26 protein-coding genes and 1 riboswitch are annotated in these 23874 nt (G+C 57.3%); of the genes, 4 read left to right on the top strand and 22 right to left on the bottom strand.

What is annotated here, in order from left to right; translation table 11 throughout:
• Positions 1-8: 8 nt before the first annotated feature.
• Complete coding sequence (argA, locus tag GO007_RS09450) at positions 9-1340, bottom strand: amino-acid N-acetyltransferase (protein ID WP_041147023.1); 1332 nt, start codon at positions 1338-1340, stop codon at positions 9-11.
• 229 nt (positions 1341-1569) lie between these two features.
• On the opposite strand from argA, the gene amiC reads away from it, so the two are divergent.
• On the top strand, positions 1570-2823 hold the full coding sequence (amiC, locus tag GO007_RS09445) for an N-acetylmuramoyl-L-alanine amidase AmiC (protein WP_095098850.1): 1254 nt from the start codon (positions 1570-1572) through the stop codon (positions 2821-2823).
• Positions 2824-2838: 15 nt separating this feature from the next.
• A complete protein-coding gene (cobD, locus tag GO007_RS09440; protein WP_095098848.1) occupies positions 2839-3924 on the top strand; it encodes a threonine-phosphate decarboxylase CobD in 1086 nt (361 codons plus the stop codon).
• Here the strand turns inward: cobD and GO007_RS09435 are convergent.
• The 21 genes from GO007_RS09435 to pduA all read right to left on the bottom strand — a co-directional run bounded on the left by GO007_RS09435 (position 3895) and on the right by pduA (position 20687).
• Positions 3895-4794, bottom strand: a complete 900-nt coding sequence (locus tag GO007_RS09435) for a GHMP family kinase ATP-binding protein (RefSeq protein WP_095098845.1) — start codon at positions 4792-4794, stop codon at positions 3895-3897. The genes cobD and GO007_RS09435 overlap by 30 nt on opposite strands.
• Positions 4795-4886: 92 nt before the next feature.
• Positions 4887-6101 carry an acetate/propionate family kinase gene (locus GO007_RS09430; RefSeq protein WP_095098841.1) on the bottom strand — a complete coding sequence of 405 codons (1215 nt, stop codon included), beginning with the start codon at positions 6099-6101 and terminating at the stop codon, positions 4887-4889.
• Positions 6086-6538 carry a propanediol utilization protein PduV gene (gene pduV / locus GO007_RS09425; protein WP_095098838.1) on the bottom strand — a complete coding sequence of 151 codons (453 nt, stop codon included), beginning with the start codon at positions 6536-6538 and terminating at the stop codon, positions 6086-6088. The genes GO007_RS09430 and pduV overlap by 16 nt, the downstream gene beginning before the upstream one ends.
• A 4-nt stretch (positions 6539-6542) precedes the next feature.
• Positions 6543-6893 carry a propanediol utilization microcompartment protein PduU gene (gene pduU, locus GO007_RS09420; protein WP_095098836.1) on the bottom strand — a complete coding sequence of 117 codons (351 nt, stop codon included), beginning with the start codon at positions 6891-6893 and terminating at the stop codon, positions 6543-6545.
• Positions 6893-7447 carry a propanediol utilization microcompartment protein PduT gene (gene pduT / locus GO007_RS09415; RefSeq protein WP_095098833.1) on the bottom strand — a complete coding sequence of 185 codons (555 nt, stop codon included), beginning with the start codon at positions 7445-7447 and terminating at the stop codon, positions 6893-6895. The genes pduU and pduT overlap by 1 nt, the downstream gene beginning before the upstream one ends.
• 2 nt (positions 7448-7449) lie before the next feature.
• Positions 7450-8805, bottom strand: coding sequence for a 4Fe-4S dicluster domain-containing protein (locus tag GO007_RS09410; RefSeq protein ID WP_095098830.1), 1356 nt, complete (start codon positions 8803-8805; stop codon positions 7450-7452).
• Complete coding sequence (gene pduQ, locus GO007_RS09405; RefSeq protein ID WP_095098826.1) at positions 8802-9914, bottom strand: 1-propanol dehydrogenase PduQ; 1113 nt, start codon at positions 9912-9914, stop codon at positions 8802-8804. Before pduQ ends, GO007_RS09410 begins: the two co-directional genes overlap by 4 nt.
• Positions 9915-9926: 12 nt before the next feature.
• A complete protein-coding gene (gene pduP, locus GO007_RS09400) occupies positions 9927-11318 on the bottom strand; it encodes a CoA-acylating propionaldehyde dehydrogenase PduP (RefSeq protein ID WP_095098823.1) in 1392 nt (463 codons plus the stop codon).
• Positions 11315-12322 carry a two-domain cob(I)yrinic acid a,c-diamide adenosyltransferase PduO gene (gene pduO / locus GO007_RS09395; protein ID WP_095098819.1) on the bottom strand — a complete coding sequence of 336 codons (1008 nt, stop codon included), beginning with the start codon at positions 12320-12322 and terminating at the stop codon, positions 11315-11317. Before pduO ends, pduP begins: the two co-directional genes overlap by 4 nt.
• 9 nt (positions 12323-12331) lie before the next feature.
• Positions 12332-12607: a propanediol utilization microcompartment protein PduN gene (gene pduN, locus GO007_RS09390; protein WP_095098816.1), complete on the bottom strand. Its 276-nt coding sequence runs from the start codon at positions 12605-12607 to the stop codon at positions 12332-12334.
• A 3-nt stretch (positions 12608-12610) separates the two neighbouring features.
• Positions 12611-13102: a microcompartment protein PduM gene (gene pduM / locus GO007_RS09385; RefSeq protein ID WP_095098813.1), complete on the bottom strand. Its 492-nt coding sequence runs from the start codon at positions 13100-13102 to the stop codon at positions 12611-12613.
• A complete protein-coding gene (locus GO007_RS09380) occupies positions 13099-13731 on the bottom strand; it encodes a phosphate propanoyltransferase (RefSeq protein WP_095098810.1) in 633 nt (210 codons plus the stop codon). The genes pduM and GO007_RS09380 overlap by 4 nt, the downstream gene beginning before the upstream one ends.
• Positions 13731-14195 carry a BMC domain-containing protein gene (locus tag GO007_RS09375; RefSeq protein WP_095098807.1) on the bottom strand — a complete coding sequence of 155 codons (465 nt, stop codon included), beginning with the start codon at positions 14193-14195 and terminating at the stop codon, positions 13731-13733. Before GO007_RS09375 ends, GO007_RS09380 begins: the two co-directional genes overlap by 1 nt.
• Positions 14196-14218: 23 nt before the next feature.
• Positions 14219-14494: a propanediol utilization microcompartment protein PduJ gene (pduJ, locus tag GO007_RS09370; protein ID WP_001057755.1), complete on the bottom strand. Its 276-nt coding sequence runs from the start codon at positions 14492-14494 to the stop codon at positions 14219-14221.
• Between the two features lie 19 nt (positions 14495-14513).
• Positions 14514-14864 (bottom strand): glycerol dehydratase reactivase beta/small subunit family protein, encoded by a 351-nt coding sequence (locus GO007_RS09365; RefSeq protein WP_095098804.1) that lies wholly within the window; start codon positions 14862-14864, stop codon positions 14514-14516.
• The gene (locus GO007_RS09360) at positions 14854-16686 is read right to left on the bottom strand and encodes a diol dehydratase reactivase subunit alpha (protein WP_095098801.1); all 1833 of its coding nucleotides are present in this window, start codon (positions 16684-16686) and stop codon (positions 14854-14856) included. Before GO007_RS09360 ends, GO007_RS09365 begins: the two co-directional genes overlap by 11 nt.
• A 9-nt stretch (positions 16687-16695) precedes the next feature.
• A complete protein-coding gene (gene pduE / locus GO007_RS09355) occupies positions 16696-17211 on the bottom strand; it encodes a propanediol dehydratase small subunit PduE (RefSeq protein ID WP_095098799.1) in 516 nt (171 codons plus the stop codon).
• 14 nt (positions 17212-17225) lie between these two features.
• Positions 17226-17900, bottom strand: coding sequence for a propanediol dehydratase medium subunit PduD (gene pduD, locus GO007_RS09350; RefSeq protein ID WP_095098797.1), 675 nt, complete (start codon positions 17898-17900; stop codon positions 17226-17228).
• 10 nt (positions 17901-17910) lie between these two features.
• Positions 17911-19575: a propanediol dehydratase large subunit PduC gene (gene pduC, locus GO007_RS09345; protein ID WP_095098795.1), complete on the bottom strand. Its 1665-nt coding sequence runs from the start codon at positions 19573-19575 to the stop codon at positions 17911-17913.
• 18 nt (positions 19576-19593) lie between these two features.
• The gene (gene pduB / locus GO007_RS09340) at positions 19594-20406 is read right to left on the bottom strand and encodes a propanediol utilization microcompartment protein PduB (protein ID WP_095098793.1); all 813 of its coding nucleotides are present in this window, start codon (positions 20404-20406) and stop codon (positions 19594-19596) included.
• Positions 20403-20687: a propanediol utilization microcompartment protein PduA gene (gene pduA, locus GO007_RS09335; protein WP_095098790.1), complete on the bottom strand. Its 285-nt coding sequence runs from the start codon at positions 20685-20687 to the stop codon at positions 20403-20405. The genes pduB and pduA overlap by 4 nt, the downstream gene beginning before the upstream one ends.
• A gap of 524 nt (positions 20688-21211) precedes the next feature.
• Here pduA and pduF point away from each other — a divergent pair.
• Both pduF and pocR read left to right on the top strand, forming a co-directional pair.
• Positions 21212-22036 carry a propanediol diffusion facilitator PduF gene (gene pduF, locus GO007_RS09330; RefSeq protein WP_095098788.1) on the top strand — a complete coding sequence of 275 codons (825 nt, stop codon included), beginning with the start codon at positions 21212-21214 and terminating at the stop codon, positions 22034-22036.
• Positions 22037-22222: 186 nt separating this feature from the next.
• Positions 22223-23134, top strand: coding sequence for a transcriptional regulator PocR (gene pocR, locus GO007_RS09325; RefSeq protein ID WP_095098786.1), 912 nt, complete (start codon positions 22223-22225; stop codon positions 23132-23134).
• Between the two features lie 259 nt (positions 23135-23393).
• Positions 23394-23705: riboswitch (cobalamin riboswitch) on the top strand.
• The last annotated feature ends 169 nt before the right edge of the window (positions 23706-23874 follow it).

Genomic DNA, 23874 nt, shown 5'->3' with positions numbered 1-23874 from the left:
GCGCTCACTTAGCCAAGGTCGGCCATCATCACCTTGGAACGGCGCTGATAGTTGTACATCTCTTTCTTACTCTCCGGCAGCAGGTCGATATCCACCGGCGTAAAGCCGCGCTCCTGGAACCAGTGGATGCTGCGGGTAGTCAGCACGAACAGTTTGCTTAGCCCCATCTGCTTTGCCTGGGTCGCAATGCGGTTCAGCAGCACTTCCCCGCGCGATGAGCTGCGGTAGTCCGGATGGACCGCCACGCAGGCCATTTCACCGATTTTCTCTTCCGGGAACGGATAGAGCGCGGCGCAGGCAATTGTTGTGTTATCGCGCTGAATGATGGTGAATTTATCTATTTCCATCTCCAGCTGCTCGCGGGAGCGACGCACCAGAATCCCCTGCTGCTCCAGCGGGCTGATCAGCTCAAGAATGCCGCCAATATCGTTGATGGTGGCGCGGCGAATCTGCTCGGCGCTTTCCATGACGATCTGAGTACCGATACCGTCGCGCGAGAACAGCTCCTGCAGCAGAGCGCCATCTTCCTGGTAGCTGATCAGGTGGCAGCGACGCACGCCGCTGCGGCAGGCTTTCACCGCGCCGCGCAGGAAACGCACGGTACCGGAGTTGTAGTCCTCTTCCGCTTCCAGCTCTTCAACCCGCGCCTGGGCTTCGTTCGGGAACAGTTCGGGAACGATCTCACCCTCCTGGCTGTACACCCCTTGTGAAGAGCAGAAGCCGATCATTTTTTCCGCTTTCAGCTTAATAGCCAGCTGGGTGGCAATCTCTTCTGACGTCAGGTTAAAGCTTTCGCCGGTGACCGATACCGCAACCGGGCCCATCAGCACGATGGCGCCATTATCAAGCTGGCGATGGATCGCTTCTTCATCGATACGACGAATGCGCCCGCTGTGGCAATAATCGACGCCATCATCAACGCCAAGCGGTTGGGCAATAATGAAATTGCCGCTCACGACGTTGATGTGGGCGCCCTGGAGCGGAGTGTTGTTGAGGCTCATCGACAGGCGCGCGGTAATTTCCAGCTGCAGCATGCCGGCGGCCTGTTTAACCAGTTCGAGGGTTTTGGCGTCAGTCACGCGCGTCTGTTTGTGGTAAAGCGGCTCATGATGATGTTCGGCCAGGTTGGCGTCTATCTGAGGACGCGCGCCATAGACCACCACCAGGCGAATGCCCAGACTATGTAACAGACCAATGTCATTGACTATGCTGGAGAAATTCTCATGCTCAATGGCTTCGCCACCCAGCATGATGACAAACGTTTTTCCCCGATGGGCGTTAATATAGGGAACAGAATGGCGGAATCCTTCTACCAGTTCGGTGCGACGTTCCTTCACCATGACAACAACCCTCAATGCATGATTATTCGTAATAAGTGTATTTTTATTCTGTTTTCCCCGTAAACGCAAGCCAAAATTTGTCCCGAACCTGCGAAAGAACTGTGACTTAAAGCGCGCTACCAAAGATTGTTTACCCTTTTATTGATGACAGGTTATACGGCTTTCGTTAAAGTTTCTGGTCAATCTGTTTGTTTTGGATACGAATGCGTTTTTATTGCTTGGGAGTGGCATGCCGGGATACAAGTCAGGATTAAGCCGTCGCCGTTTTTTACAGGGGGCGAGCGCTATGTGGTTAATGAGCGTCAGTCCGGTTGGTTTAGCTGCCGTTGCACAGGTCGTCGCCGTGCGCGTCTGGCCGTCGTCAACCTATACGCGCGTTACGGTGGAATCCAACCATGTGCTGAAATATCGGCAGTTTGCGTTGAGCAATCCGGAGCGGCTGGTGGTCGATCTGGAAGGGGTTAACCTTAATTCCGTGCTAAAAGGCATGGGAACCAGCATTCGCGACGACGATCCCTATATTAAGTCCGCTCGCGTCGGGCAGTTCGATCCGCAAACGGTGCGCATGGTGTTTGAGCTCAAACAGAATGTGAAACCGCAGCTCTTTGCCCTCGCGCCGGTTGCCGGCTTTAAAGAGCGCCTGGTGATGGATCTCTATCCGTCTACGGCGACCGATGTGCAGGACCCGCTGCTGGCGCTGCTGGAAGATTACAACAAGGGCGATCTCGATCGTCAGGTGCCGCCGGCAGAAAGCGGGCCGAAGCCGGGTAAAGCCGGGCGCGACCGGCCGATTGTGATTATGCTCGATCCGGGACACGGCGGTGAAGACTCCGGCGCGGTAGGCAAATACCATACCCGCGAGAAAGACGTTGTGCTGCAGATTGCCCGCCGGCTGCGGGCGCTGATCGAAAAAGAGGGGAATATGAAGGCCTATATGACCCGCAATGAAGATGTCTTTATTCCCCTGAAGGTGCGCGTCGCCAAGGCGCAAAAGCAGCGTGCCGATCTGTTCGTCTCGATTCACGCCGATGCCTTTACCAGCCGCCAGCCGAGGGGCTCTTCGGTATTTGCGCTCTCAACCAAAGGCGCTACCAGCACCGCGGCTAAGTATCTGGCGCAAACCCAGAACGCCTCCGATCTGGTGGGGGGCGTCAGCAAGAGCGGCGATCGCTACGTCGACCATACGATGTTTGATATGGTGCAATCGCTGACCATCGCCGATAGCCTGAAGTTTGGTAAGGCGGTGCTGCAAAAGATGGGCAAAATTAATAACCTCCACAAAAACCAGGTTGAACAGGCCGGCTTCGCGGTGCTGAAAGCGCCGGATATTCCGTCGATCCTGGTCGAAACCGCGTTTATCAGCAACGTGGAGGAGGAGCGTAAGCTGAAAACGGCGACCTTCCAGCAGGAAGTTGCCGAGTCGATACTGGCGGGGATTAAGGCCTACTTCGCCGATGGCGCAACGCTGGCAAGGCGTGGCTGATAAAAGGAGCGGGATATGGCTCTGTTAAAGAGCGCGCATGGCGGCAATACGCGGGAGGCGGCGGCGCTGCTGGGCATTAAGCCCGATCGGCTGCTGGATTTTAGCGCCAATATTAATCCGCTGGGCATGCCTGAAAGCCTGAAGCGCGCTCTGATCGATAATCTTGACCGCGCAGAGCGCTATCCCGACGTGGACTATCAGCAGCTGCACGAGGCCCTGGCCGAGCATCACCACATTCCCGCCTCGTGGATCGTGGCGGGGAATGGCGAAACCGAATCTATTTTCACCGTCGTAAACGGCCTGAAGCCGCGTCAGGCGATGATCGTGATACCCGGCTTTGCCGAATATCGCCGCGCGCTGAGCTCGGTGGACTGCGCGATCCGCGAGTTCGTTCTGCGTGAAGAGGATGGCTGGCAGCTGACCGAGGCCCTTCTCGCGGCCCTGACGCCAGACCTGGACTGCCTGCTCCTGTGTACGCCCAACAACCCAACCGGCCTGCTGCCGGAGCGCCGGCTGCTGGCGGCGATTGCCGAGCGCTGCAAAGCGTTAAGCATCGCGCTGGTGCTGGATGAAGCCTTTATCGATTTTATTCCCGACCAGCCGGGGTTTATCCCTCTGCTGCGCGATAACCCGCATATCTGGGTACTACGCTCGCTGACGAAGTTCTATGCCATACCCGGCCTGCGTCTGGGGTATCTGGTCAACGGCGATGAGCGCGCCGTCGCCCGGATGCGCGAGCGGCAAATGCCGTGGTCGATCAACGCGTTTGCCGCGCTGGCGGGGGAAATTATTCTGCAGGATAGCGCCTACCAGCAGAAGACCCGGCAGTGGCTGGCCGAAGAGGGGCGGCGTTTTTACCAACAGCTCCGCCGGCTTCCCGGCTTAACGGTATATCCGGGTCAGGCAAACTATCTGTTTCTGCGCGCCGATATGCCGGGCATCGACCTGCAGTATGCGCTGCTGCAGCAGCATATTTTGATTCGCAGCTGCGCCAACTATCCCGGCCTCGGGGCGGGCTATTTCCGCGTGGCGATCCGCAGCGCGGAGGAGAATCAGCGGCTGATTAGCGCATTAAGGCGCATCGCTGGCGCGAACGCCTGAAGCGGCAAGCAGGCGGGCGCCGCCCTGCACCATCTTCAGCAGGTGCTGCCGCGGCCAGTGCTCGCTCATGCTCCTCTTCGCCAGCGCCCACTGTATATAGCCGATATCGTGCCGCCGCCGGTCCAGCATCAGGCCGACAACGCTGCCGCTGTGAGCGACGTTCAGACCGTATAAGTCGCACTCTTCCACCAGCGCCAGCAGCGAGGTAAAACCGGGTTTTGCCAGCAGCAGCTGGCTGGCAATCGCGCTAAGCGTCGACGCTTCCCCCATCCGCCGCGGGCAGCCGCTAAGACAGGCATCCTGTATCTTTTCCCACGCCAGCTGTAGCGTAGCCGAGCTGGCGAGCAGCCGGGACCGGCGGGGCAGGCGATGATAATCCGTTGTGCGTAGCGTTACGGGACTTTCGAGAACGTAAAGATCGAGCTGTGGCTGGGACTTGCAGGCAATTTGCGTCGAGGCGTCGTTATGGTCGAAAAGCGTGAGCTGGCGAAAAATGGTGCTGTCGGTGGGTTCCAGGGAGACGCAAAGCCGCGCCAGCTCGGACTCCGACAGCGTATGGCCGAGATGATGCGCCGTGGCCACCGCGGTAGCGGCAATATCTGCCGTACTGCTGGCCATCCCTTTGGCGACAGGAATCGACGAGTGCACCTCGATACGGATGTCGTGGCTCAGGCCTGCCGGGTATTGCCAGTAGTCTAAAAGCCGCTCGACCATTGCCCGGGAAAGCGGGCGTTCATCAGGCAGAGGCGGCGCGGCGCTCACCTCGACGGTGCTGTACCAGTCGACGGGGCAGGAGACCAGCTTTTCACTGCCAAGGATCCAGCCCTGGATGAGCTCTCCGCAGGATGCGGGACATTGTGCAACGGCCACCGGTTCACCTTTCCACTCGATTTTTCATGGCGCATAGTGTCATGGCGATCCCGCTATTACCATGATTTCACTCAAGCCTGAGGGCGGCTGTTTTACGCCGAAACGCACAGATCCGCCCGCGCGGAGAGGGCGATGCGCATAACGTCGCGGGCGATCATCAGCTCTTCATTTGTATTCACAATCGCCACTTTAACGACCGAGCCGTCGGCCTGGATAAAGGCCGCATTCTGCTGGTTTTTCTCGCTATCGATCGACAGGCCGAGAAAATGCAGGTTATGGCAGATTGCGGATCGCGCGCGCGCGGAGTTTTCGCCAATGCCGCCGGTAAAAATCAGCGCGTCCAGGCCGCCCATCTGCATAATGTAGCTGCCGATCGTCGCGCGGATCCGCTCGGCAAAAAGCGACAGGGCGAGAGCCGCCCGGTGATTGCCTGCATCTGCCGCCTGCTCGACGTCGCGGTAATCATGCGAAACGCCGGAGACGCCGAGCAGCCCGGACTCATTGTTTAACAGATGATTAAGCTGCTGGGGCGTTTTCCCCTCCCGCTGGGCAATCCACGGCAGGATTGATGGGTCAATATCGCCGCTGCGGGTCCCCATCATCACGCCGGACTGGGGCGTAAATCCCATTGAGGTATTGATAGAATGGCCGCCTTTAATCGCGCAAACGCTGCTGCCATTGCCCAGGTGGCAGCAGATCACCCGCAGCGCGCTGAGCGGAACGCCGAGCTGTTCTGCGAGCAGGGCGCTGACGTATTTGTGGCTGGTGCCGTGGAAACCATAGCGGCGGATACCAAGTTCACTGTAATAGCGCCAGGGAAGAGGGTAGAGATAGGCGCGCTCATCCAGCGTCTGGTGAAAGGCGGTATCAAACACTGCGACGGCGGGCGTGGTGGGCAACAGCTGGCGAAAGACGTTAATGCCGAGCGCATTGACCGGATTATGCAGCGGCGCCAGCTCCGCAAGGCGTTCAATTTCAGCCAGCGACCCCTCGGTAATCAGCGCGGAATCCTTAAAGTGCTCTCCACCGTGGGCGACGCGATGGCCGATACCGTCAATCTCATGCAGGCTGCCGATCACGCCGTGGTGGAGGAGCTTTTCCAGCAGCAGAGTCACGGCTTCACGATGATCGGCAACAGGGACCCTCTCCTGCCAGCCGTGGGCTGGCGTTTTTATCGTCACCCGGGCGTCCGCCATACCAATACGCTCTATCAATCCCTGGCAGAGCATTTCACCCTGAGGCATTGCCAGCAGCTGAAATTTTAGCGATGAGCTGCCGGCGTTAATGGCCATTATTTTGTGAGACATAGGGGTTCCTTCGCATTCAAAAAAGCCAGTACGGCGGTGAGTCCCGATTTATTGAGCGCGCTGGTAATAAAGATCCGCTGCGCGCCGGCTTGTTCAAGCCAGCCCTCAATCAGAGAAAGGCGCTGCGGGGGCGCTAAATCGGCCTTGGTCACCAGGCCGATGGTCGGGCGGTTCATCGGGGCGGTAAAACCGGGAGAAAACGGCGACCACTGCGCGTCGGCATTCAGCACCAGTGCGATAACGTCGGCTTCGCAGGCGCTGGCCAGCAGCGCGCTGTAAAGACAGCGGTTTTCGAGGTATTCACCCGGCGTGTCGATGGCCATCGGGGACCATTCAATCGCCTGCGTTTTTTTATAATGGAGCGCTTCGCCGCGCAGGCTTTGGGTCAAGGACGTCTTGCCGCACTGGCTGGGGCCGATAAGCATCAAACGTTTCATGAGCTTAGGTCCGTGTAATTGGGCAAGCGGTGAAGCGCATCATTTCGCCCAGCGTGCGTGTAACCTGCTTCAGCGCATATTCAACGGCGGAAACGTCCCCGGTAAGCACCACGGCGCCGGTAAAGCGATCGAGAAAGCCTATCTCTACCGCGCCCGATTTGGTGGCGATATCGCAGGCAATTATTGAGGCTTCACTGGGGGTAATGGTGAGAATGCCGATCGCCGATACCGCATTCTGCAAACCCAGCTTTTTGAACAGGTCCTGACCTGGATTAGCGATAAGGTGCGCCAGCGTGACCTGTTTACCCGGGACGTATTCCTGAATCATGCGATCTGTTGTTTGCTGCTTTTCCATTATCCCTCCACCATCTGTCGCCACATTGACTCATGCGGGCGCGGAATTACCGAGCGGTAAACCAGCAGCCCCTTTTCACCCGCGCTTTCGCTACCCACAGCTACCGCATTGTTGACGTCTGAAATCTCACCCGCGACGACCATATAGCACTTGCCGCCGATACCGAATGCCATATGCACGCGTACCAGCGTAACGTTCGAGGCTTTTACCGCCCGATCTGCCGCGCTAATGCAGGCCGCGACGCTCCAGGTTTCGACGATCCCGACGGCCTGGCGCTGGTCAACGCTATTCAGGCCGCTTATTGCCGGGAGAATATCGCGGTGAAGATTGGGCAGCACCAGACTGTCGACCAGCATTTCTCCTGCAAGCGAGGTGCCGGTTTCAATCGCCTGCTGTACCGCGCCGACGTCGCCGCCGAGCATTAACAGAAATTTACCTGGACAAATGGTCTTGCAGACCAGCAGGTCGACGTTCGCGCTTTTCAGCATCGCATCGCCGAGCTCCATTCCCCTGGCGATGCTGGTGAGTTCTAAAATACCGATAGCCTGAGACATAGTTAACCTCTTACAACCGTAATAGCCTGTTCGCTGATGGCCGAAACCGTGCCGTCAATGCTGGCGTGCACAGGGGCGCCCAGCGCGCCCGCTGGAATATCGGCGACGCATTGCCCGCGCACGACGGGTTGCCCTACTGCCACGCACGGCGCTGCGCTTGCGCCAATATGCTGGCGTAACAACAGCGTGACTTTTTCGGCAGAAGGTTCGCACCCGGACAGCGGCGCTTCCTGATACCAGGGGCTTAGCCCCAGTTTGGCGATCAGCCGCTTCACCGGCACCAGGCGATATTTCGCCATCTGGTCGGCCGGATGCAGCGGCCCTTCATAGCGCAGGTTTTTCGCCCGCAGCTCGCGCTTCAGCAGGCGATTAATGCGCATTGGCGAGATGCCTACCGGGCAGGCTACGCTTTCGCAGACGTTGCACTCCGAACAGGTGAGTGCGCTAAGCAGCAGCTGCGGCGTAGCGCCCTGCAGGTAGTTCACTGCCCGAACCAGCAAATGGGGCGAGAGTTCGTGGCCAATCAGGTGTCTTGGACAGAGATCGGTGCACAGCCGACACTGTTCGCAGACGGTGCGGGCAACGGAAAGGATCGTGCGGTCGTCCTGCATCCGTCGCTGAATGAGAGGATGGCTTTTCGGTAGCACCAGCAGCCCACCGGTGGTTTTGGTCACCGGAGAGTCCAGCGATTTCACCAGGCTTCCCATCATTGGCCCGCCGTTAATAAACCCCGGATTGTCGACGGTTGCCCCGCCGGCAAGGTTGAGGATTTCGCGTAACGACATGCCGATAGGCACGGTGAGCGTTTGCGCCCTGGCAACGGCGCCGTTGACGGTCAGCGTTCGGCGCGTTACCGGATACCGCAGCTCGACCGCTCTGGCAATATTGAGGACGGTTTGCACGTTATTAACGACCACGCCGACGCTGGCCGGCAGCGCGGCAGGCGCGACCCGGCGACCGGTAGCCAGCCAGATGGTCAGCACCTCATCGCCAGCCGGATAGACATCGGGCAGGATGTGGAGCCGGATACCTGCAGGCAGCAGCGGGGTTAGCGCATCGATGGCCCGGCGATATTTTTCTTTCAGGGCTATCACCCCTTCGCGCGCGCCGGTTGCCGTCATCGCGTACTGCACGCCGCGTACAAGACGCGAAGCCTGCTGCCACATCAGCTGCTGGTCAACCTTGAGCATGGGTTCGCACTCGGCGGCGTTAACCAGAAAGATCTCCACCTGCGCCTGGAGCTTAACGTGAGCGGGAAACCCCGCGCCTCCCGCACCAACCACGCCCGCAGTGCGAACGCGCTCACGAATTTCATCCGCGCTATGGGGCATTGCAACGGTGTTGGCGGCGGTACTCATAGCAGTTCCTCCAGCAGTTCCCGAATTTCCTCGGCGCTGGTCGGGCGCGGATTAGTGCGTAGCGTGACGTCAGCCAACGCGGCCCGCACCATTGCCGGAATGCGCGCTGAAAAGTCGGATCTTCCTTCTTTAAGCGCGACGGCCAATGAGGGGAGAGCGCAGCGCTGCTTGAGGCGTTCGATTTGCTGAATCAGCGCATTTATCGCCGTGACATCATTGGCCTCTGGCGGGCAAAAGCCGCAGGCTTTGGCCAGCCGCGCGTAGCGTTTGGCGGCACGTGGAACGCCGGCGTTAAAGCGGATAACCGGGGTTAACAGCAGCGCGTTGGCCAGACCGTGCGGCAGATGAAACTGCCCGCCGAGCTGGTGGGCTATTGCGTGGTTAAGCCCGAGCCCGGCCTGGCTGAACGCCATACCTGCGAGCGTTGAGGCGTTATGCATTTTTCCCCGCGTCGCCACGCAGTCACCTTTTTCCACCGCAGTGGGCAGATAGCGGAATACCAGTTTGGCGGCTTTTTCCGCCAGCGCATCGGTAAAGTCGCTGGCGTGTGGCGAAACCCAGGCTTCCAGCGCGTGGGTCAGTACGTCCATTCCGGTATTGGCCGTGATCTGCGGCGGGACGCTGACCACCAGCTCCGGGTCGAGGATCGCCATATCCGGATACAGCGCATTGTTGAACAGCGGGTATTTGATGCCTTTATCAGGGTCGCTAATTACGCAGGCGCTGGTCACTTCTGAACCGGTACCGCTGGTGGTAGGAATGGCAACGCAGGTTTCAATTTCAATGCCGAACCGATGGCTGAACCAGACGATAGCCTTCGCCGCATCCAGCGCCGATCCGCCGCCAAACCCGATGACGACCTGGGGCTGCAGATCCTGCATTTGTGCAATCCCCTGGACGACGGTATCGATAGTAGGGTCCGGCGTTATCTCACTAAAAATAGTGATTCGATTATCCGCCGGCAGCGCAGCGCGCAGCGTCCCGATGAGCGGCGAGCTCGCGAGGAAGCCATCGCAGATTATCCAGATATGCTTGTTGGTAAAGCGTCTGAGCACCTGCAGGCTCCCCTGACCGCTGTACAACCGGGTTTGTAGCGAAAAGGTCTTCATCACCCTACCTCTTTAGCGGATAGAAAAGCCGTTGGTCAGTACGCAGCGCCGGGAGCGAGCAAACGTTCGCGCTGAGGTGGTGCCTTCACCCGTTGGCGTAGCGATAGTAAAGGTCGTAAAGCCCTCGCCGCCGACCCCGATACCCGCATAGGACGGCCCATTTTTCACGAAGATGGAGGTCTGCAGCGTGCGGGCTGCGAGGTTCAGGCGTGAAACGTTTTGCGAGTGCATGATGGCGGTGTGGTGCAGGCCGTCTTCCACCTTCAGGGCCAGCGCCAGCGCGCTATCAAAATCGCTCACTTTGACAATGGGCAGCATCGGCATCAGCTGTTCGCTGGTGACCCACGGATCGTCGGCGCTGACGACGGCTATCAGCAGGCGAGGTTGTTTTGCCGGCGCGCTAATGCCGGCCGCCGTCAGCAGAGCTGCCGGGCTTTTTCCGACCAGCTTTTTATTCGCCTGTCCTTCCGGCAGGCAGACGGCGCGGAGCCTGTCGACCTCTGCGGTGGTTAGCAGCAAGGCGCCAAATGCCTGCATTTGCTGTACCAGACTATCGGCGACGCTCTCCACCACAATCAGGCTCTTCTCGGCAATGCACGGCAGGTTGTAATCGAACGCCGCGCCGTTGATGATATCTTCGGCGGCTTTGACTAAATCAGCGGTTTCGTCAACGATACAGGGCGGGTTACCGGCTCCGGCGCCCACGACTTTTTTCCCGCTTTTCATTCCCATAGCGACAATTCCCGGACCACCGGTAATAGCCAGTACGGCAATCTTTGGATGGGCCATCATCTGCTGGGTGGCTTCAAACGTTGGCTCCGCGGCGGTGACCACCAGGTTACGGATACCGCAGCAGCGGAAGGCGATCTCTTCAATCATGCTGATGAGCTTCAGAGAGACGGTTTTTGCTCCCGGGTGTGGGCTAAAATAAACGCTGTTGCCCGCCGCCAGCATGCTGATGCTGTTGTTGATGATCGTTTCCGTCGGGTTAGTGCTCGGCGTAACGGAGCCGATAACGCCAAACGGTGAATATTCAAAAAGCACCATCCCGCCATCGCCGGTGAGCGCGGTAGTGGTTAAATCCTCGATTCCCGGCGTGTTGTCCAGCGCTGCCTTATTCTTGAGGAACTTATCCTCTTTATTGCCCATTCCCGTTTCTGCCGCGCTTTCGGCGGCAAGGGGAGAAAGATGGGGCGTCAGCTCCAGGCGCAGGGCGCTGATAATGGCGCTGCGAGTTTTGAGCGGACACTGCTGGTAGCGTAAGAAAGCCTGGTGTGCGGCATCAACCGCTGCGTTGACGGACTGAAAGACGCCGCTGCCCTGCGGTTGATGAGGCGCTTGTGCCAGGGCCAGCTGCTCGCTCAAAATGGTGCGGATAAGGGTTTCGAGTTCACAAGTATTCATTGATTAGTTCCCACGTTAATAGCCGCTATGGCGGCCTGTGCAATATCCATGTCCTGTTCAACGCTGCCGCCGCTGATACCCAGGCCGCCAATCAACTGGCCTTCACGCCACAAGGGGTATCCGCCGCCAAAGGTGACGACCTTTCCCTGCATCTGGCTCTCCAGACCATAAAGCGGCGCGCCGGGCTGCACCGCGCTTGAAAGCAGGTGAGTGGCTGTTTTCATCGCCACCGCGGTCCAGGCTTTCTTTGGCGCCAGCTCGCTGCTGACCAGCAGAGCGTCCGGCATCCGCCAAATCACCGTTTGCGTGCCGTGCGCGTCGACGATGCCGATCGCTACCGGCACCTCAAGCTGCCGGGCGCGCTCAACGGCGGACCGCGTAAGCTGATGGAGATCGTTGAATGAGAGGGCCATAAGAGTCTCCTTGCTGCGGGGGGGCTGGCTGGCAGCCAGATAGCGCGCGCTGATTTCACTTATGATGCTGTTGCGATGCGCAACGCTATCTTCGGCACGAGCCAGCGCGTACAGGCAGTCCGATAGCCGGTTGAGGTAGCGCATCAATACCTGGCGAACGTTAACTTCTCCCGCCAGCTCAACCAGGCGACGTTCGGCCCGACGGGCCAGCGCACGGGCAAAATGTAGGCGGCTCGCGGCTTCGCTGCGTCCGGGTAAAATAAAACTGTGAAGCGGTTCGACGCGGTCCATCGCCCGATCGATTGCGGCCTCAAGCGCGGAGATCTCTTCGCTGTTGATGTAGCGCTGCTTTGGTGACGGCTGCTCGCTGTCGCTGGCCAGCTCGGCGCTAAACCAGAAAATCTGCTGCTGGATGGCCTCAAGTAAGGTGCGATGGTTTTCATCCGCGGCGGCGCAGGTACACAGGCTCAGCGCCGCATTCAGCTCGTCCAGCGTGCCGTAGGCTTCAACGCGTGGGTGGGTTTTGCTCACGCGCTGGCCGGTATATAGTGAGGTGGTGCCTGCGTCACCCGTTCGGGTATAAATCGCCATAACTTCCCCTTAACGCGAAAGCGTATCGACAATGCCAACCACGGCGAGGTCAATGGCCTCATTCGGCCCGGAAAAAACATGTCTGGCGCTGGAGCCGCTGCTGAGCAGCACCAGTTCACCGACGCCTGCGCCTACGGAGTCAACGGCAACCTCATCGCCTGACGTCGGCGATGCGGGAAGTTCGCCATCGGCGCTGACCCGACGGACCAGCAGCAGCTTTTTCCCTATCAGGGAGGGCGATTTTTGCGTGGAGACAACCGCGCCCGTGACTCGTGCCAGATGCATGATTTACTCCTGCTTGATTAATTGAATATTGCGCGCGCTCGCTGCCTCCCGCGCCAGAGCGGTAACCACGCACCGGCGGTGGAGGACCACGCGCCCGGCGTCCCGACCGGCGACATCGCGATAGCTGAGCACCGGGGCGGCATGCAGAACGAGCGGCTGCCCATGCTCGTCGGTAAACGTCACCGGTAGACGGGCCAGTTTTTTTAGTGGCATAGCCTGCAGCAGACCGCTATGCAGGGCGAGCTCGACGTGGATACCCAAAGCAATGGCGTGATGAATGATCGCGACCCCCGGATCTGCGGTTTCCCTTTGTACAAGCCGGCCCAGCAGGGGAAGGTCGATGAGCACAATGCGCAGCGAAGCGTACTGACAGCACAGGCTCAGGCCGTCCATCTGGCGAAGCTGCGCCACGCTCAACGTGGCCGTGCTGCGGGCGCGCTGCTGCAGCCGGGAGACGACCTCCTCAATAACTCGCCGCAGGGTTTCGCCGTTCATCGCGAACTTACCAGCCTGGCGAAGGCTTGCGGGTTATCGGCACCTGCGGCGTTGGCTTCGTCGGTATCAATATGCATTTCGAGGCGCATTTCCGCCGCCACGCGCACGGCGACGTTGTCGAAGATCAGCCGACGGTCGTTACCTTCAATCGCCACGCAGACCCGGTCGCCGTGGGCTACGCGAAGGATCAGCGCATCAAGGGGCGACATATGAATATGCCGCTGGGCGACGATAACCCCGGAGGGTAAATCCAGTTCGGCAAACGGGCTGACCAGGCGGATGCCGGGCGTCCCCTGCAGGTTACCGGACATTCTTAACGGCGCCGTAATCCCCAGCGTGCGGGCATCCGTGCGCGATATTTCTACCTGACTTGCTGAGCGCAGCGGCCCCAGCAGGCGCACGTTATTTAGCTGGCCCTTCGGACCAACCAGGGTGACGGTCTGCTCGGCGGCATACTGTCCTGGCTGCAGCAGCGCTTTTTTCTCCGCAATCGGGTGGCCGGGGAAAAGCCTCGCGTAATCCTGTGCGGACAGATGGATATGGCGGTTCGAGACGCCCAGAGGAATCGGGCGCTCGCGCATCTCATCGAGAACTTTGCTCACCGTCGAGGCCAGCAGCTGTTTATCCATTACTCTTCACCCCGCTTACCTGAATGCAGGCAGAGTGAACGAGGATCGCCCTTCTGGCGCCGGCATTGTGGGTCCAGACACAGGTTGCAACTGACCCGTTCGGCGGTCGACGACTCTTCATCTGCCGGCGCTTCTGCAACGATGACGTCAGCCGTATCGGGTTCATTGGATTCAGGCGGCATAACGGAGGAGAGAGGGGAGTCCGTAGGCAGGATCCCTTCTCCGGGTCTGGCGATAACCTTGTGGGCAACCAGACCGCTATGCCGTTCGGCAAACTGTTTACCGGTCATAATGGCCGCCTGCACGGAGGCCACATCCCCGGTAATTTTGATAACCATCCAGCCTGACCCATTGGTTTTTTCGAGGGCGACCAACGTGATAGCAGCGGATTTCGCCATGATATCGGTGCAGCTGATAGCCAGTGCCAGACCACAAACTTCGAGTAATCCCAGTGATTGCTTCACGCGGTGTTCCTTATTGGCTTCGATCAGGCTGATTTCGGTAAAATGGCCTCAACGTCGCTGTGCGGCCGTGGAATAACGTGGCAGGACTTCACTTCGCCAACCACGCTTGCCGCCGCGCTGCCCGCATCGACGGCTGCTTTTACCGCGCCGACATCACCGCGCACCATCACGGTAACAAGGCCGGAGCCAATTTTTTCGTAGCCAACCAGCTGCACGTTGGCGGATTTCACCATCGCGTCAGCAGCTTCAATGGCACCCACTAACCCTTTTGTTTCAACCAGTCCCAGTGCGTTGTTCATACTACGGTTCTCCTGTTGCTTAGCTATTTAGATCCCGAAAAGGGATCCCTTTGACAAGCCGTGCCGCGTTGTTACCTGTACTGCGTTGGGCCTGACTGTCCTGATGGCGCATCAGCGTAAAAAGCGGCGCGGATGCGGATAAATTCTTGTAGTGCACGACCAGCGTGCGTTGGTCGCAGGCGATGCCAACCAGCAGCGGCGAGCTTCGCGCCGCCTGCCATGCGCAGCTGGTTACGTCCCCGGCCGATTGCTGCTGAAGCAGGAATGGAATGCCTTCCTCTTCAATACCCAGCAGCACTTCGCGCCAGAGGTTGATGCAGTCGGCCAGGGCGATAATGATGATTGCCGGCGCGGTGTGGTTACTCTCCATGCGCAACCTCCTTGTACCAGGAGAGGATCAGCCCGGTAGCCACCGCGTTTCTTGGGCCTTCGCTACCGCGAATATTTCCCCGTCCGGCGACCAGCCGGTAGTGGGCCAGCGCATCGGTAACGAGCTGAGGAACTTCAAAATCAAGGGCTGACCCGCCCACTAGCACCACAAAAGGAATGTCGCGAATGTTGCCGGTAGGGCTGACCTGACGCAGCGCGCGCAGCGCATTGGTAACAAAAACACGCTCTTTGGCGCTACGGCGAATGGCGCGCACTTTTTCCAGCGCTAAATCGCCGGGAAGAGGCAGCAGTTCATCGGGTTTCACCACGCAGACGCGTGCAAAAACGCCAGCAGGGAGCGGTGTCGGGAAAAACTGGACGCTGCCGTCTTCATGGCGCAGATGGAAAAGGCTTTCAACTTTGGCTAACGGGTATTTTTTAATCTCTTCTGCCAGGTAGCGGTCGCTAAGCCCGAGCTCACGGGCAATAATCATCGTGACCATATCCCCGGCGCCCGCCAGATGGGTTGCGACGATCTCGCCTTGAGGGTTGATGATTGAAGCATCCGTTGAGCCGGCGCCGAGATCGAGAATCGCCAGCGGGCGCGTCGTACCCGGCGTGGTTAGCGCGCCTAAAATGGCGGCTTCCGCTTCGGCGCCGCCAACCTGGACGTCAATGCTGAGCTTGTGCTTTATTTCCTGGGCAATCATCGCCATTTGCAGGCGGTCTGATTTCACCATTGAGGCAATGCCTACGGCCTGCTCCAGCGAGAACTCGCCGGCAAGCCCGCCGGTCACGCTAACCGGCACGGAGGTATCGACGGCCAGCAGATCCTGAATAAAGATTTCGCTGCTCGGTTTGTTCGTCAGGACGGCCATCGTCTGACGAACATTCTCCAGCATGCCGCCAATGTTGGTTCCTGCCTCCCCGATGACGTTATCCAGCCGGCTGCAGGCGGAAACTGCTTTCATGATGGTTTCCGCTCCGGCGGCGACATCGACGCGCACGGTTTTTCCCTGCGCAAGCAGCTCAATATTTCCGGCCGGGATAGCGCGGGCTTTGACGTCTCCGGAGGGCGTTTTAACCACCACGGCGGAACGGTTGCCTATGAGCGCGCGGGCCATTGGCACGATGTTTTTTGTCTCATCGGCAGTGAGATTAAACACGGTGGCGATGCCGTAAGGGTTGGAGAGTGTTTCAATAACCTTCCCCGGAACGGCAACTTCAATCGCCGCCAGCATCCCCAGCGGAATACGGTCGATGTGGCGCACTTCATCGATAACCGGCGCTATTTTTTCCAGCCGGTTGCTAACCAGCACACCATCGTCACGCTGCAGAATGACGCCGGTAATCCGATATCCGGCGCGTACCGCAGCGTTAATCATGGTCGCGACATCGGCGAAATCGAAGGCTGATGAAACGACCAGGATATAGGGGCTATCCGCCGGGCGCGTCAGCAGCTCCTCTGGGGTAATCGTCAGCCCAACGCCGATACCCACTCCGCCCGGCGTTTTCGGGTTATGGCCGATCATGGTCGATTCGGTAATGATGGTTTCGGTAATGGTCTCCATGGCGACATCGCCAATAACCGGCGTGGCCTCGTTGATACGAATGAGCGAAATATCGCTGACATTGATCCCTGCGCGTCTTGCCGCGAGGGAGAGCGCTTCCTGAATGCCAAACACGTTACGCAACGTGCCTTTGATTCCGGTCGTCTCCGCCAGCGCGCTGTGGGTCATCGTCAGCACGCCAGCCTCATCAAGTCGCGCCAGCGCGACTTCTGTCGATGAGTTCCCAATATCAATGCCAGCTATATATCTCATCCCGGCTCCTTAATCGTCGCCTTTGAGCTTTTTACGCTCGACGTACAGCACCGCTGCTTCACGAACGAAAGCTGCGCAAATCTTTGCCTGATAACGGCTTTCGAGATCGTCAGCAATAGCCACCAGCTCTTCTTTCGTTGAGCGGTACGGACGAAGAGCGTTATAGATTTCAAGAATGCGGTCATCCGGTACGGCGGTCAGTTCGGCGGCTCGCTCAAAGTTCATCGCCAGCCTGTCGCGGCCCGCATCTTTAGCAATCGACGCCTGTAGACGCAGGGTTTCCGGGGTAATTCGCATATCCTGAGCGGTGACTTTGTTACTCAGTACGTTTTCCAGGGTGAAGTCATCCAGCGTTTTGCCGGTGGCGGTTTTAACCCATTCAGGGTGCTTATTGGCTAGCGGATAGTCGCTCACCTTAGCCTGGCCAGGAGCGCCGCTGCTTGCCGTTGCGGGGGCGTCATCCTGCAGGCTATTCATGCGGCTTAAAACGTCCCGGACCATTGATTCAATTGCTTCGGTATTCATGGGGTTATCCTTTATCAGAGCGCCACGCGCAGTTCCTGCGGGTTTTTGCCTGTCACGACGTATTTGGTCTCTTTAATGTGCAAAATGGCCGACTTCGCCTGGTATTTTGGGCGGGCCATCTGGTCATTTAGCGTCGGGACCGGCTGCGGCGACTCGCGCTTCGCATAGCGCGCGGCGTTTTTACCAATCTGGCGATAGGTTTCCAGCGTCAGAAGCGGGGCCTGGGGGAACAGCTCGAGGTTGGAGAGCGGCGGCAACCCCTGCTGGTGGATAACCGTGGTGCCTTTTGACTGGATACCGATGGAGATTCCTGAGCCGCTCAGCCGGTTGCCTTCAACGGCGACGAACGCCACGTCCGAGGATTTGAAGCAGCGAATTACGCGCGCTTTGATCCCCTCTTCTTCAATACCGGCGATCACTTCGCGCAGGATGTTTTTATGCGGTATGCCGACGATATTAACGGTCTGAGACAGGCCGAATGCCGGACCAACGGCGATAATCACTTCGTCCTGCTGCGTGCCCTGGCGGGCTTCTCCAGCTTCTGTCAGAAAGCTGTCGCCAGCGGGCGCAGCGGCCTGTTGGACGGCAGATGCTGCCGGCGCATTAAATGAGACCGGTTTATCGCTGCTCTTCATTTCACTGAGCACATCTTCAATTATCTGGCGCAGCAATTTTTCATTAATTTCCATTTCTCACCCCTTAACCGAGCTCGTTAGGATCAAGTGCGCCAGGGATGTTTTTAATCTCTTCCCAGCGTTCACCCTGCAGGCGATAGCCCGTTGCCGGACCGGCATAATCATTGACGTCATTCACGGCCGAAAGCACCTGTCCGTCGCCGACGATAATGGCCGAGGTATGCAGGTAGTCGCCGGTCAGCTTGGCTTTCTGGATATTGAGCATGTCCTGCGCAACATCGGTAAACCCACCCTGAGCGAGGGCCTTTACCACCTCCAGGCCATTACGGTTCTTATTGATGATTTCCTGGGCGAACTTGATGTCTTCGACGATATTGCGCTCTGGCATATCTTTCGAGCCGTGGGCGTAGGTCGCGGCTTCGACCTCTTCATCGGTAATCGGCGGCAGGCCCATTCCGGCAAATACGGCCTGCAGAGCGCGGGCGGCTTTATTCCGAATTGCGATAACGTCCTCTTCACGAACCGGGCGCAGACCGCCGTCCACTTTCAGGTCACGCTGGATAACGTTGTAGTCGTCAAAATCTTCCGCATCTTCGTTGGAACCGGCGAACATGTTGTCGTAGTTCGGCACCGCGGAATAACCCGAAGAGATAAAGTCGGTGCCCGGCAGGAACTGCATCAGCAGACGCGCGGTGCGGCGCATATCGGAGTGGGTGAAGGTCTGGTCATTGCTGGAGGCGCATTCCAGATCCAGCGCGGAGCAGATCAGGTTTTCCGCCAGTACCGCACGAATACCCGAGGGCACCGCTGAGGGAACGCCGATGCAGCTTACGGAGCCGTTTTGCAGACCCTGCACGCCAGCGGCTTTGGTGATGTAGATGCAGCGAGCTTCCAGATAGAGCATCGATTTACCTTCGGCATAGCCCATTTGAACTTCTGAACCAGAGCCTGAGGTGAAGCGCATTTTTAAACCGCGCGATGCGTAAGACGAGGCGAGAAAGCCTTTCGACCACGGGGTGTCGTCACCGTCGGTGAAGACGGGCTCAGTCCCGTAGACCGAAATGGTTTCGGCGTAGCAGGTGTGGCCCAGCATGCCGAGCTTGAGTTCGGTGGCTTCTTCCAAAGAGCATTGGGTCAACACGCCGGGACGGCCAACCTGTGAGCCAACCAGCAGGGCAATCGCATTAAACGGCGCGTATCTGGCAACGGCGACGGTCGTTTCCTGCTCATCAAACCCGCGCCATGCGCCTTCGGCTGCGTCGGCGGCAATTTGTACCGGGTTATCTTTGACGTTAGTGACATGCGCCTGCTGCGACGGCGTACGACGAGCGCGCATTTTCTGCATCGCCATCATCATCTCAACGACGTTCATATGTGACACGACTTCGACAATTTTTGCCGGGGTCATGGCCGTCGTCAGGGGGACAATATTGCTGCGCTTAACGTTAGGATCGCACAGCATGTTGGCAAGCCTGACCGAGTCCATCGCCATAACTTCTTCGGCACGGTTCAGGTTGATGCCGTAGCGGGCAATAAAATGGTCGATCAGGTCAAATTCGCTGACCGGTTTCCCGTCCAGCTCGGTCACCGCGCCGTTAGCGATTTTAATGGAGGGTTTTGGGTCGTTCGGGCTTTCCATCGCGATAAAGCCTTCTTCGATCCACTCCTTAACGAAGCCGTCCTGATTCACCGGGCGTTTCGCGAGTGCTTCAAATCTTTTCGATCTCATGAGTCAGCCTCGTGGGTATCAAATGTAGGACGGGCGATCGTTTTTCGGTTCGCAACCGAGGGTCGCCAGGACGGTTTTGCCGATTTCCCGGGCGGAGATAACCGCCTGGCGTACCGCACCCGAGTCGCCGGAAATGACCAGAATGGCTTCGTTGCTAAAGCTGGTGCCATGCGCCGGCGAGCTATAGGCGACAACCTCGACGTTGGCCGACTTAAGCGCGGTATCCGCCATTAGCACCCCTACGGAAGCGGGTGCGCCGACGATAATGCCGCAGGCCCGGCCGATGGGGGCGCCGAAGGCTTTTTCGAGGGCGTAGCTGGCGCGAGCGGTGTACTGGAGCTCGATGTGGCCCGCCTCGTTGGCGTAAACGTCGCCGAAGGTGCGGTCGAGCTCTTTCAGCGCGACTTCGATCCCGCGTTTGACGTCGGAAACGTCGTTACCGCCTAAAATAATCAGCGAACCGTGGCCCGCTCCCCCTTTGGTATCGCGGGGGAGTTCGATGCTGACCACTTCGGTGTTAGTGGCTTTAACCGCTTCGTCTGCGGCCATAATGTGCGGGCCCGCGCCGGTTCGCGCGCCGAGAATGCCAATGGAGCGATAGCGTTTCTCAAGCTTCATCGCTTCCAGCAGGGCGCTATCGACGTTGGCGATAACCAGACCCAGGGTGTCGCCAATGGCGGTCCCGACAAACTCCGTTAAACTGCAGCTTTTCTCTGCCATAGCCGTCTCTCGTATTGGATGGGTTTCAGTAGGGATGACCTGCCGTTCCGGCGCTGCCACTCGGGCAATCACCTGCGCCATGATCTGTTCCACCAGCTCATTGCTGCTCATTGGCTAATTCCCTTCGGTAAGATTTTTTCTACATCTGAGTGGGGGCGGGGGATGACGTGTACGGCTTTCACTTCACCCACGTGGCGTGCGGCTGCGGCACCGGCATCGGTGGCGGCTTTTACCGCACCGACGTCGCCGCGCACGATGACCGTCACCAGCCCGGAGCCAATTTTTTCGTAGCCTACCAGCACCACGTTGGCTGATTTCACCATTGCGTCAGCGGCCTCTATGGCTGCGGTTAAGCCCTTGGTTTCTACCATTCCTAATGCTTCTTGTTGCATAAAGACCTCGCCTGGATTGTTCCAATGCTGATGACTATAAAAAGAAGCAAGGGAAAAGAATGGCTGACTTGAATTTTAAAACGGGGAAATAGTTGTCTTATAATAATAAAAAAACAGATGAATTAATTTTAATGCATTGTTTTTGTTGTCTTTTATTTTTATTGGTTATGTGATTATTTTGTTTTTTATATTCCAGTTTTACATTTTAATAGATGACAGATTAATTGTTGTTTGCTATGTGGGGGAATGCATATGTGATACCGGTTTGAAAAATGACATTCAGGAATTAGCAAAATATTGCTATGTATATTTATCCGGAATATTTGCGGAATAAGGCATCAAGCCTGTGCGGAACAATAGCGGAAGAGCAATAATTTGTTACTCATGAACGATTTTTCAGAGCCCAGCGTCGACAGATTGCCAACAATTTGTGGGCGCCAGTTTCTATAGTGATGCTCGCTGTACCCATTGCCAGCATAGCTTGGTGCTGGTCAGGACACGAACTCTGCTAAGAAGGTGTCACCATGAATGATTCGCTAAAAGCACAATGCACTGCCGAGTTTTTGGGCACCGGGCTGTTTCTGTTTTTTGGTATCGGATGCCTGAGTGCGGCAAAGATCGCCGGGGCAAGCCTTGGTCTTTGGGAAATTTGTATTATCTGGGGGTTGGGGATTTCTCTGGCCGTCTATCTGACCGCCGGGATATCGGGCGCACATCTCAATCCGGCTATCACCGTCGCCCTGTGGCTGTTTGCCTGCTTCCCAGGCAGGAAAGTCGCGCCTTACATTGTTGCGCAGGTCGCGGGGGCTTTTGCCGGCGCGCTGTTGGCGTACCTCCTTTACAGTAGCGTATTTACCGGGTTCGAAGCGACGCATCAGCTGGTGCGTGGAAGCGTTGAGAGTCTTCAGCTAGCCAGTATATTCAGTACCTACCCGGCAGCAGAGCTGAGCGTCTGGCAGGCGGCATTCGTTGAGATAGTGATAACCTCAATTTTGATGGGCATGATTATGGCGCTGACCGATGACGGCAACGGCGTACCGAAAGGGCCGCTGGCCCCTTTGCTTATTGGCCTTTTAGTCGCGGTGATTGGCGCCTCCACCGGGCCGCTCACCGGCTTTGCCATGAATCCTGCCCGCGACTTTGGGCCGAAAATCTTCACCTGGCTTGCCGGCTGGGGCAATATTGCCATGACCGGCGGACGAGAGATCCCGTACTTTATCGTACCGATCGTTGCGCCATTAATTGGCGCCTGCGCCGGGGCGGCCATTTATCGATACTTTATTGGTAATAACCTGCCTTGTAATACCTGCAAGCTGGAAGACAAGGAAGGCAAGTTCCACGATGCGTGACGGTTAATGAAATACTGAAAATGATTCATGAACCGGTATCACGAACTGGTCAAAAAGTCTCCCGCAGGTGGGAGACTTTTGTTATCGTCACCCTACTTTCTATCATGAATTTTAGTTGCAATAATGAAAAGTAAATATGAATAGAATGTTTTATTCATAACAATAAATTAACTGGGAGGTTTTATCATGATTTCTGCGAGCTCGCTTAACTCAGAACTCATTAATAAAATCGCGCAGGATTTTGCTCAGGCCACCAGTCTGGCAGTAGTGGTTGTGAATATTCATGGTGATGAAATTTCTGAGCTGTTTAATTTTACGTCCTTCTGTCAGCTCATGCGTCAACATCCTCAGCATAGCATCCGCTGCCGTATGAGCGATCGCTGTGGTGGCCTTGAGGCCTCAAAATCCGATCAGCCGTGCATTTATCGCTGCCATGCAGGCTTAACGGATTTTTCCATCCCGCTGGTGATCGCCGGGCATCTCGTCGGGTTTGTTCTGTGCGGGCAGGTTCGCCTGCGCGAGGATGTCGAGCTGGTCGATATCCTGAACGTGGATATAGGCTGGCAGGCCGATTCTGAACTATTGAGCGAGTTTCGCAACGTCCCGGAAATGGACTATTCCAGGGTCATTGCCTCGGCCGACCTGCTGAAACTTATCGTGGAAAACTGCCTGAAAAAACAGCTTAACTTTGTTGTTATTAAGGATAATCAGCAGCAGCCGGAGCCCGTGCGAACCCAGCGGGGCGTGAACCCTCACGATGGCAAAATGAAAAAGGCATTGCGCTATATCGACGCGCACCTGTCTGACGAACTACGCCTGGAGGAGGTCGCGAACCATGTTTATCTCAGCCCCTACTATTTCAGTAAGTTATTCAAAAAGTATCAGGGAATTGGCTTTAATGCCTGGGTGAATCATCAGCGTATGGTGAGCGCGAAGGAGCTGCTTTCTCACAGCGACTGGAGTATCGCCAGCATTGCACGTAATTTAGGATTTTCTCAAACCAGCTATTTCTGCAAAGTTTTTCGTCAAACCTATCAGATCACGCCGCAGGCTTTTCGCCAGCAAATAAATTCCGGATCACAAACTGAGCCATTTTAAATGACAATATTTTGTTATGGCTTTTTTTTGATATGTCTACGTATCCGCCTCATTATAAAAATAAAACCCCCCCTCCAAAGCAATAAATTGTCATAGCGCAACAAAATAATGAGCGGAGCAGGATAAGCTGCACCAGTTTTTATTTCTTTGATGGAGTAGAGTGACATCAGAAATTACCTTTCGTTTTCCAGCGTCTGAGGAAGGGCGCAGTGACGAAGTAGATAAGCTGAAAATAAGCGATGGCGAGAGCCTCGGAGCTCTGGCCATAAAACCGACAGGTACGGCACGAAACGTGCCAGGGAAGGGGGTGAAAATCCCCCGCAGCCCCCGCTGCTGTGATGCTGACGAACCCATATTTACCTAAATATTCACGTTGCAGGATAACAGGCTCCAGCCGCTTTCAAACCGCGCCTGAGCCGGCCCCGCAGGGATGAGGCCATAGACGGGCCTGCTGCTGTCGCCAGCGGGCGCAACGTGAAATATGCCGGGTAAAAACCACTGATCGCAAGATTGGGAAGGATGGGAGAGGATGACGCTAAGCCAGAAGACCTGCCTGTCCGTGATTACCAACAACTTCGGTGGGAAGTGGGTTGCTCAGAGGCGTACGGTCGAAAGACCAGGGTATATCTCTTACATCATTCAGGTCTCAGCCAGGCGGCGACGCGGCGGGGCTCCGCAAGCTTGCAAAAGCAGGTGATCGGGGCGAAAGCGCGGGCCAGCAGCGCTGTCACCTGAGGAAT

The organism is Klebsiella sp. 10-1 (assembly GCF_009758445.1).
In the GTDB taxonomy this organism is placed as follows: domain Bacteria; phylum Pseudomonadota; class Gammaproteobacteria; order Enterobacterales; family Enterobacteriaceae; genus Klebsiella; species Klebsiella scottii.
This window is presented reverse-complemented; position numbering and strand designations above follow the sequence as displayed.

Excerpts from the sequence above, each read along its gene's own strand:
- argA (WP_041147023.1), bottom strand. The coding sequence starts at position 1,340 with ATGGTGAAGGAACGTCGCACCGAACTGGTAGAAGGATTCCGCCATTCT.
- amiC (WP_095098850.1), top strand. The coding sequence starts at position 1,570 with ATGCCGGGATACAAGTCAGGATTAAGCCGTCGCCGTTTTTTACAGGGG.
- cobD (WP_095098848.1), top strand. The coding sequence starts at position 2,839 with ATGGCTCTGTTAAAGAGCGCGCATGGCGGCAATACGCGGGAGGCGGCG.
- GO007_RS09430 (WP_095098841.1), bottom strand. The coding sequence starts at position 6,101 with ATGTCTCACAAAATAATGGCCATTAACGCCGGCAGCTCATCGCTAAAA.
- pduV (WP_095098838.1), bottom strand. The coding sequence starts at position 6,538 with ATGAAACGTTTGATGCTTATCGGCCCCAGCCAGTGCGGCAAGACGTCC.
- pduU (WP_095098836.1), bottom strand. The coding sequence starts at position 6,893 with ATGGAAAAGCAGCAAACAACAGATCGCATGATTCAGGAATACGTCCCG.
- pduT (WP_095098833.1), bottom strand. The coding sequence starts at position 7,447 with ATGTCTCAGGCTATCGGTATTTTAGAACTCACCAGCATCGCCAGGGGA.
- GO007_RS09410 (WP_095098830.1), bottom strand. The coding sequence starts at position 8,805 with ATGAGTACCGCCGCCAACACCGTTGCAATGCCCCATAGCGCGGATGAA.
- pduQ (WP_095098826.1), bottom strand. The coding sequence starts at position 9,914 with ATGAAGACCTTTTCGCTACAAACCCGGTTGTACAGCGGTCAGGGGAGC.
- pduP (WP_095098823.1), bottom strand. The coding sequence starts at position 11,318 with ATGAATACTTGTGAACTCGAAACCCTTATCCGCACCATTTTGAGCGAG.
- pduO (WP_095098819.1), bottom strand. The coding sequence starts at position 12,322 with ATGGCGATTTATACCCGAACGGGTGACGCAGGCACCACCTCACTATAT.
- pduN (WP_095098816.1), bottom strand. The coding sequence starts at position 12,607 with ATGCATCTGGCACGAGTCACGGGCGCGGTTGTCTCCACGCAAAAATCG.
- pduM (WP_095098813.1), bottom strand. The coding sequence starts at position 13,102 with ATGAACGGCGAAACCCTGCGGCGAGTTATTGAGGAGGTCGTCTCCCGG.
- GO007_RS09380 (WP_095098810.1), bottom strand. The coding sequence starts at position 13,731 with ATGGATAAACAGCTGCTGGCCTCGACGGTGAGCAAAGTTCTCGATGAG.
- pduJ (WP_001057755.1), bottom strand. The coding sequence starts at position 14,494 with ATGAACAACGCACTGGGACTGGTTGAAACAAAAGGGTTAGTGGGTGCC.
- GO007_RS09365 (WP_095098804.1), bottom strand. The coding sequence starts at position 14,864 with ATGGAGAGTAACCACACCGCGCCGGCAATCATCATTATCGCCCTGGCC.
- GO007_RS09360 (WP_095098801.1), bottom strand. The coding sequence starts at position 16,686 with ATGAGATATATAGCTGGCATTGATATTGGGAACTCATCGACAGAAGTC.
- pduE (WP_095098799.1), bottom strand. The coding sequence starts at position 17,211 with ATGAATACCGAAGCAATTGAATCAATGGTCCGGGACGTTTTAAGCCGC.
- pduD (WP_095098797.1), bottom strand. The coding sequence starts at position 17,900 with ATGGAAATTAATGAAAAATTGCTGCGCCAGATAATTGAAGATGTGCTC.
- pduC (WP_095098795.1), bottom strand. The coding sequence starts at position 19,575 with ATGAGATCGAAAAGATTTGAAGCACTCGCGAAACGCCCGGTGAATCAG.
- pduB (WP_095098793.1), bottom strand. The coding sequence starts at position 20,406 with ATGAGCAGCAATGAGCTGGTGGAACAGATCATGGCGCAGGTGATTGCC.
- pduA (WP_095098790.1), bottom strand. The coding sequence starts at position 20,687 with ATGCAACAAGAAGCATTAGGAATGGTAGAAACCAAGGGCTTAACCGCA.
- pduF (WP_095098788.1), top strand. The coding sequence starts at position 21,212 with ATGAATGATTCGCTAAAAGCACAATGCACTGCCGAGTTTTTGGGCACC.
- pocR (WP_095098786.1), top strand. The coding sequence starts at position 22,223 with ATGATTTCTGCGAGCTCGCTTAACTCAGAACTCATTAATAAAATCGCG.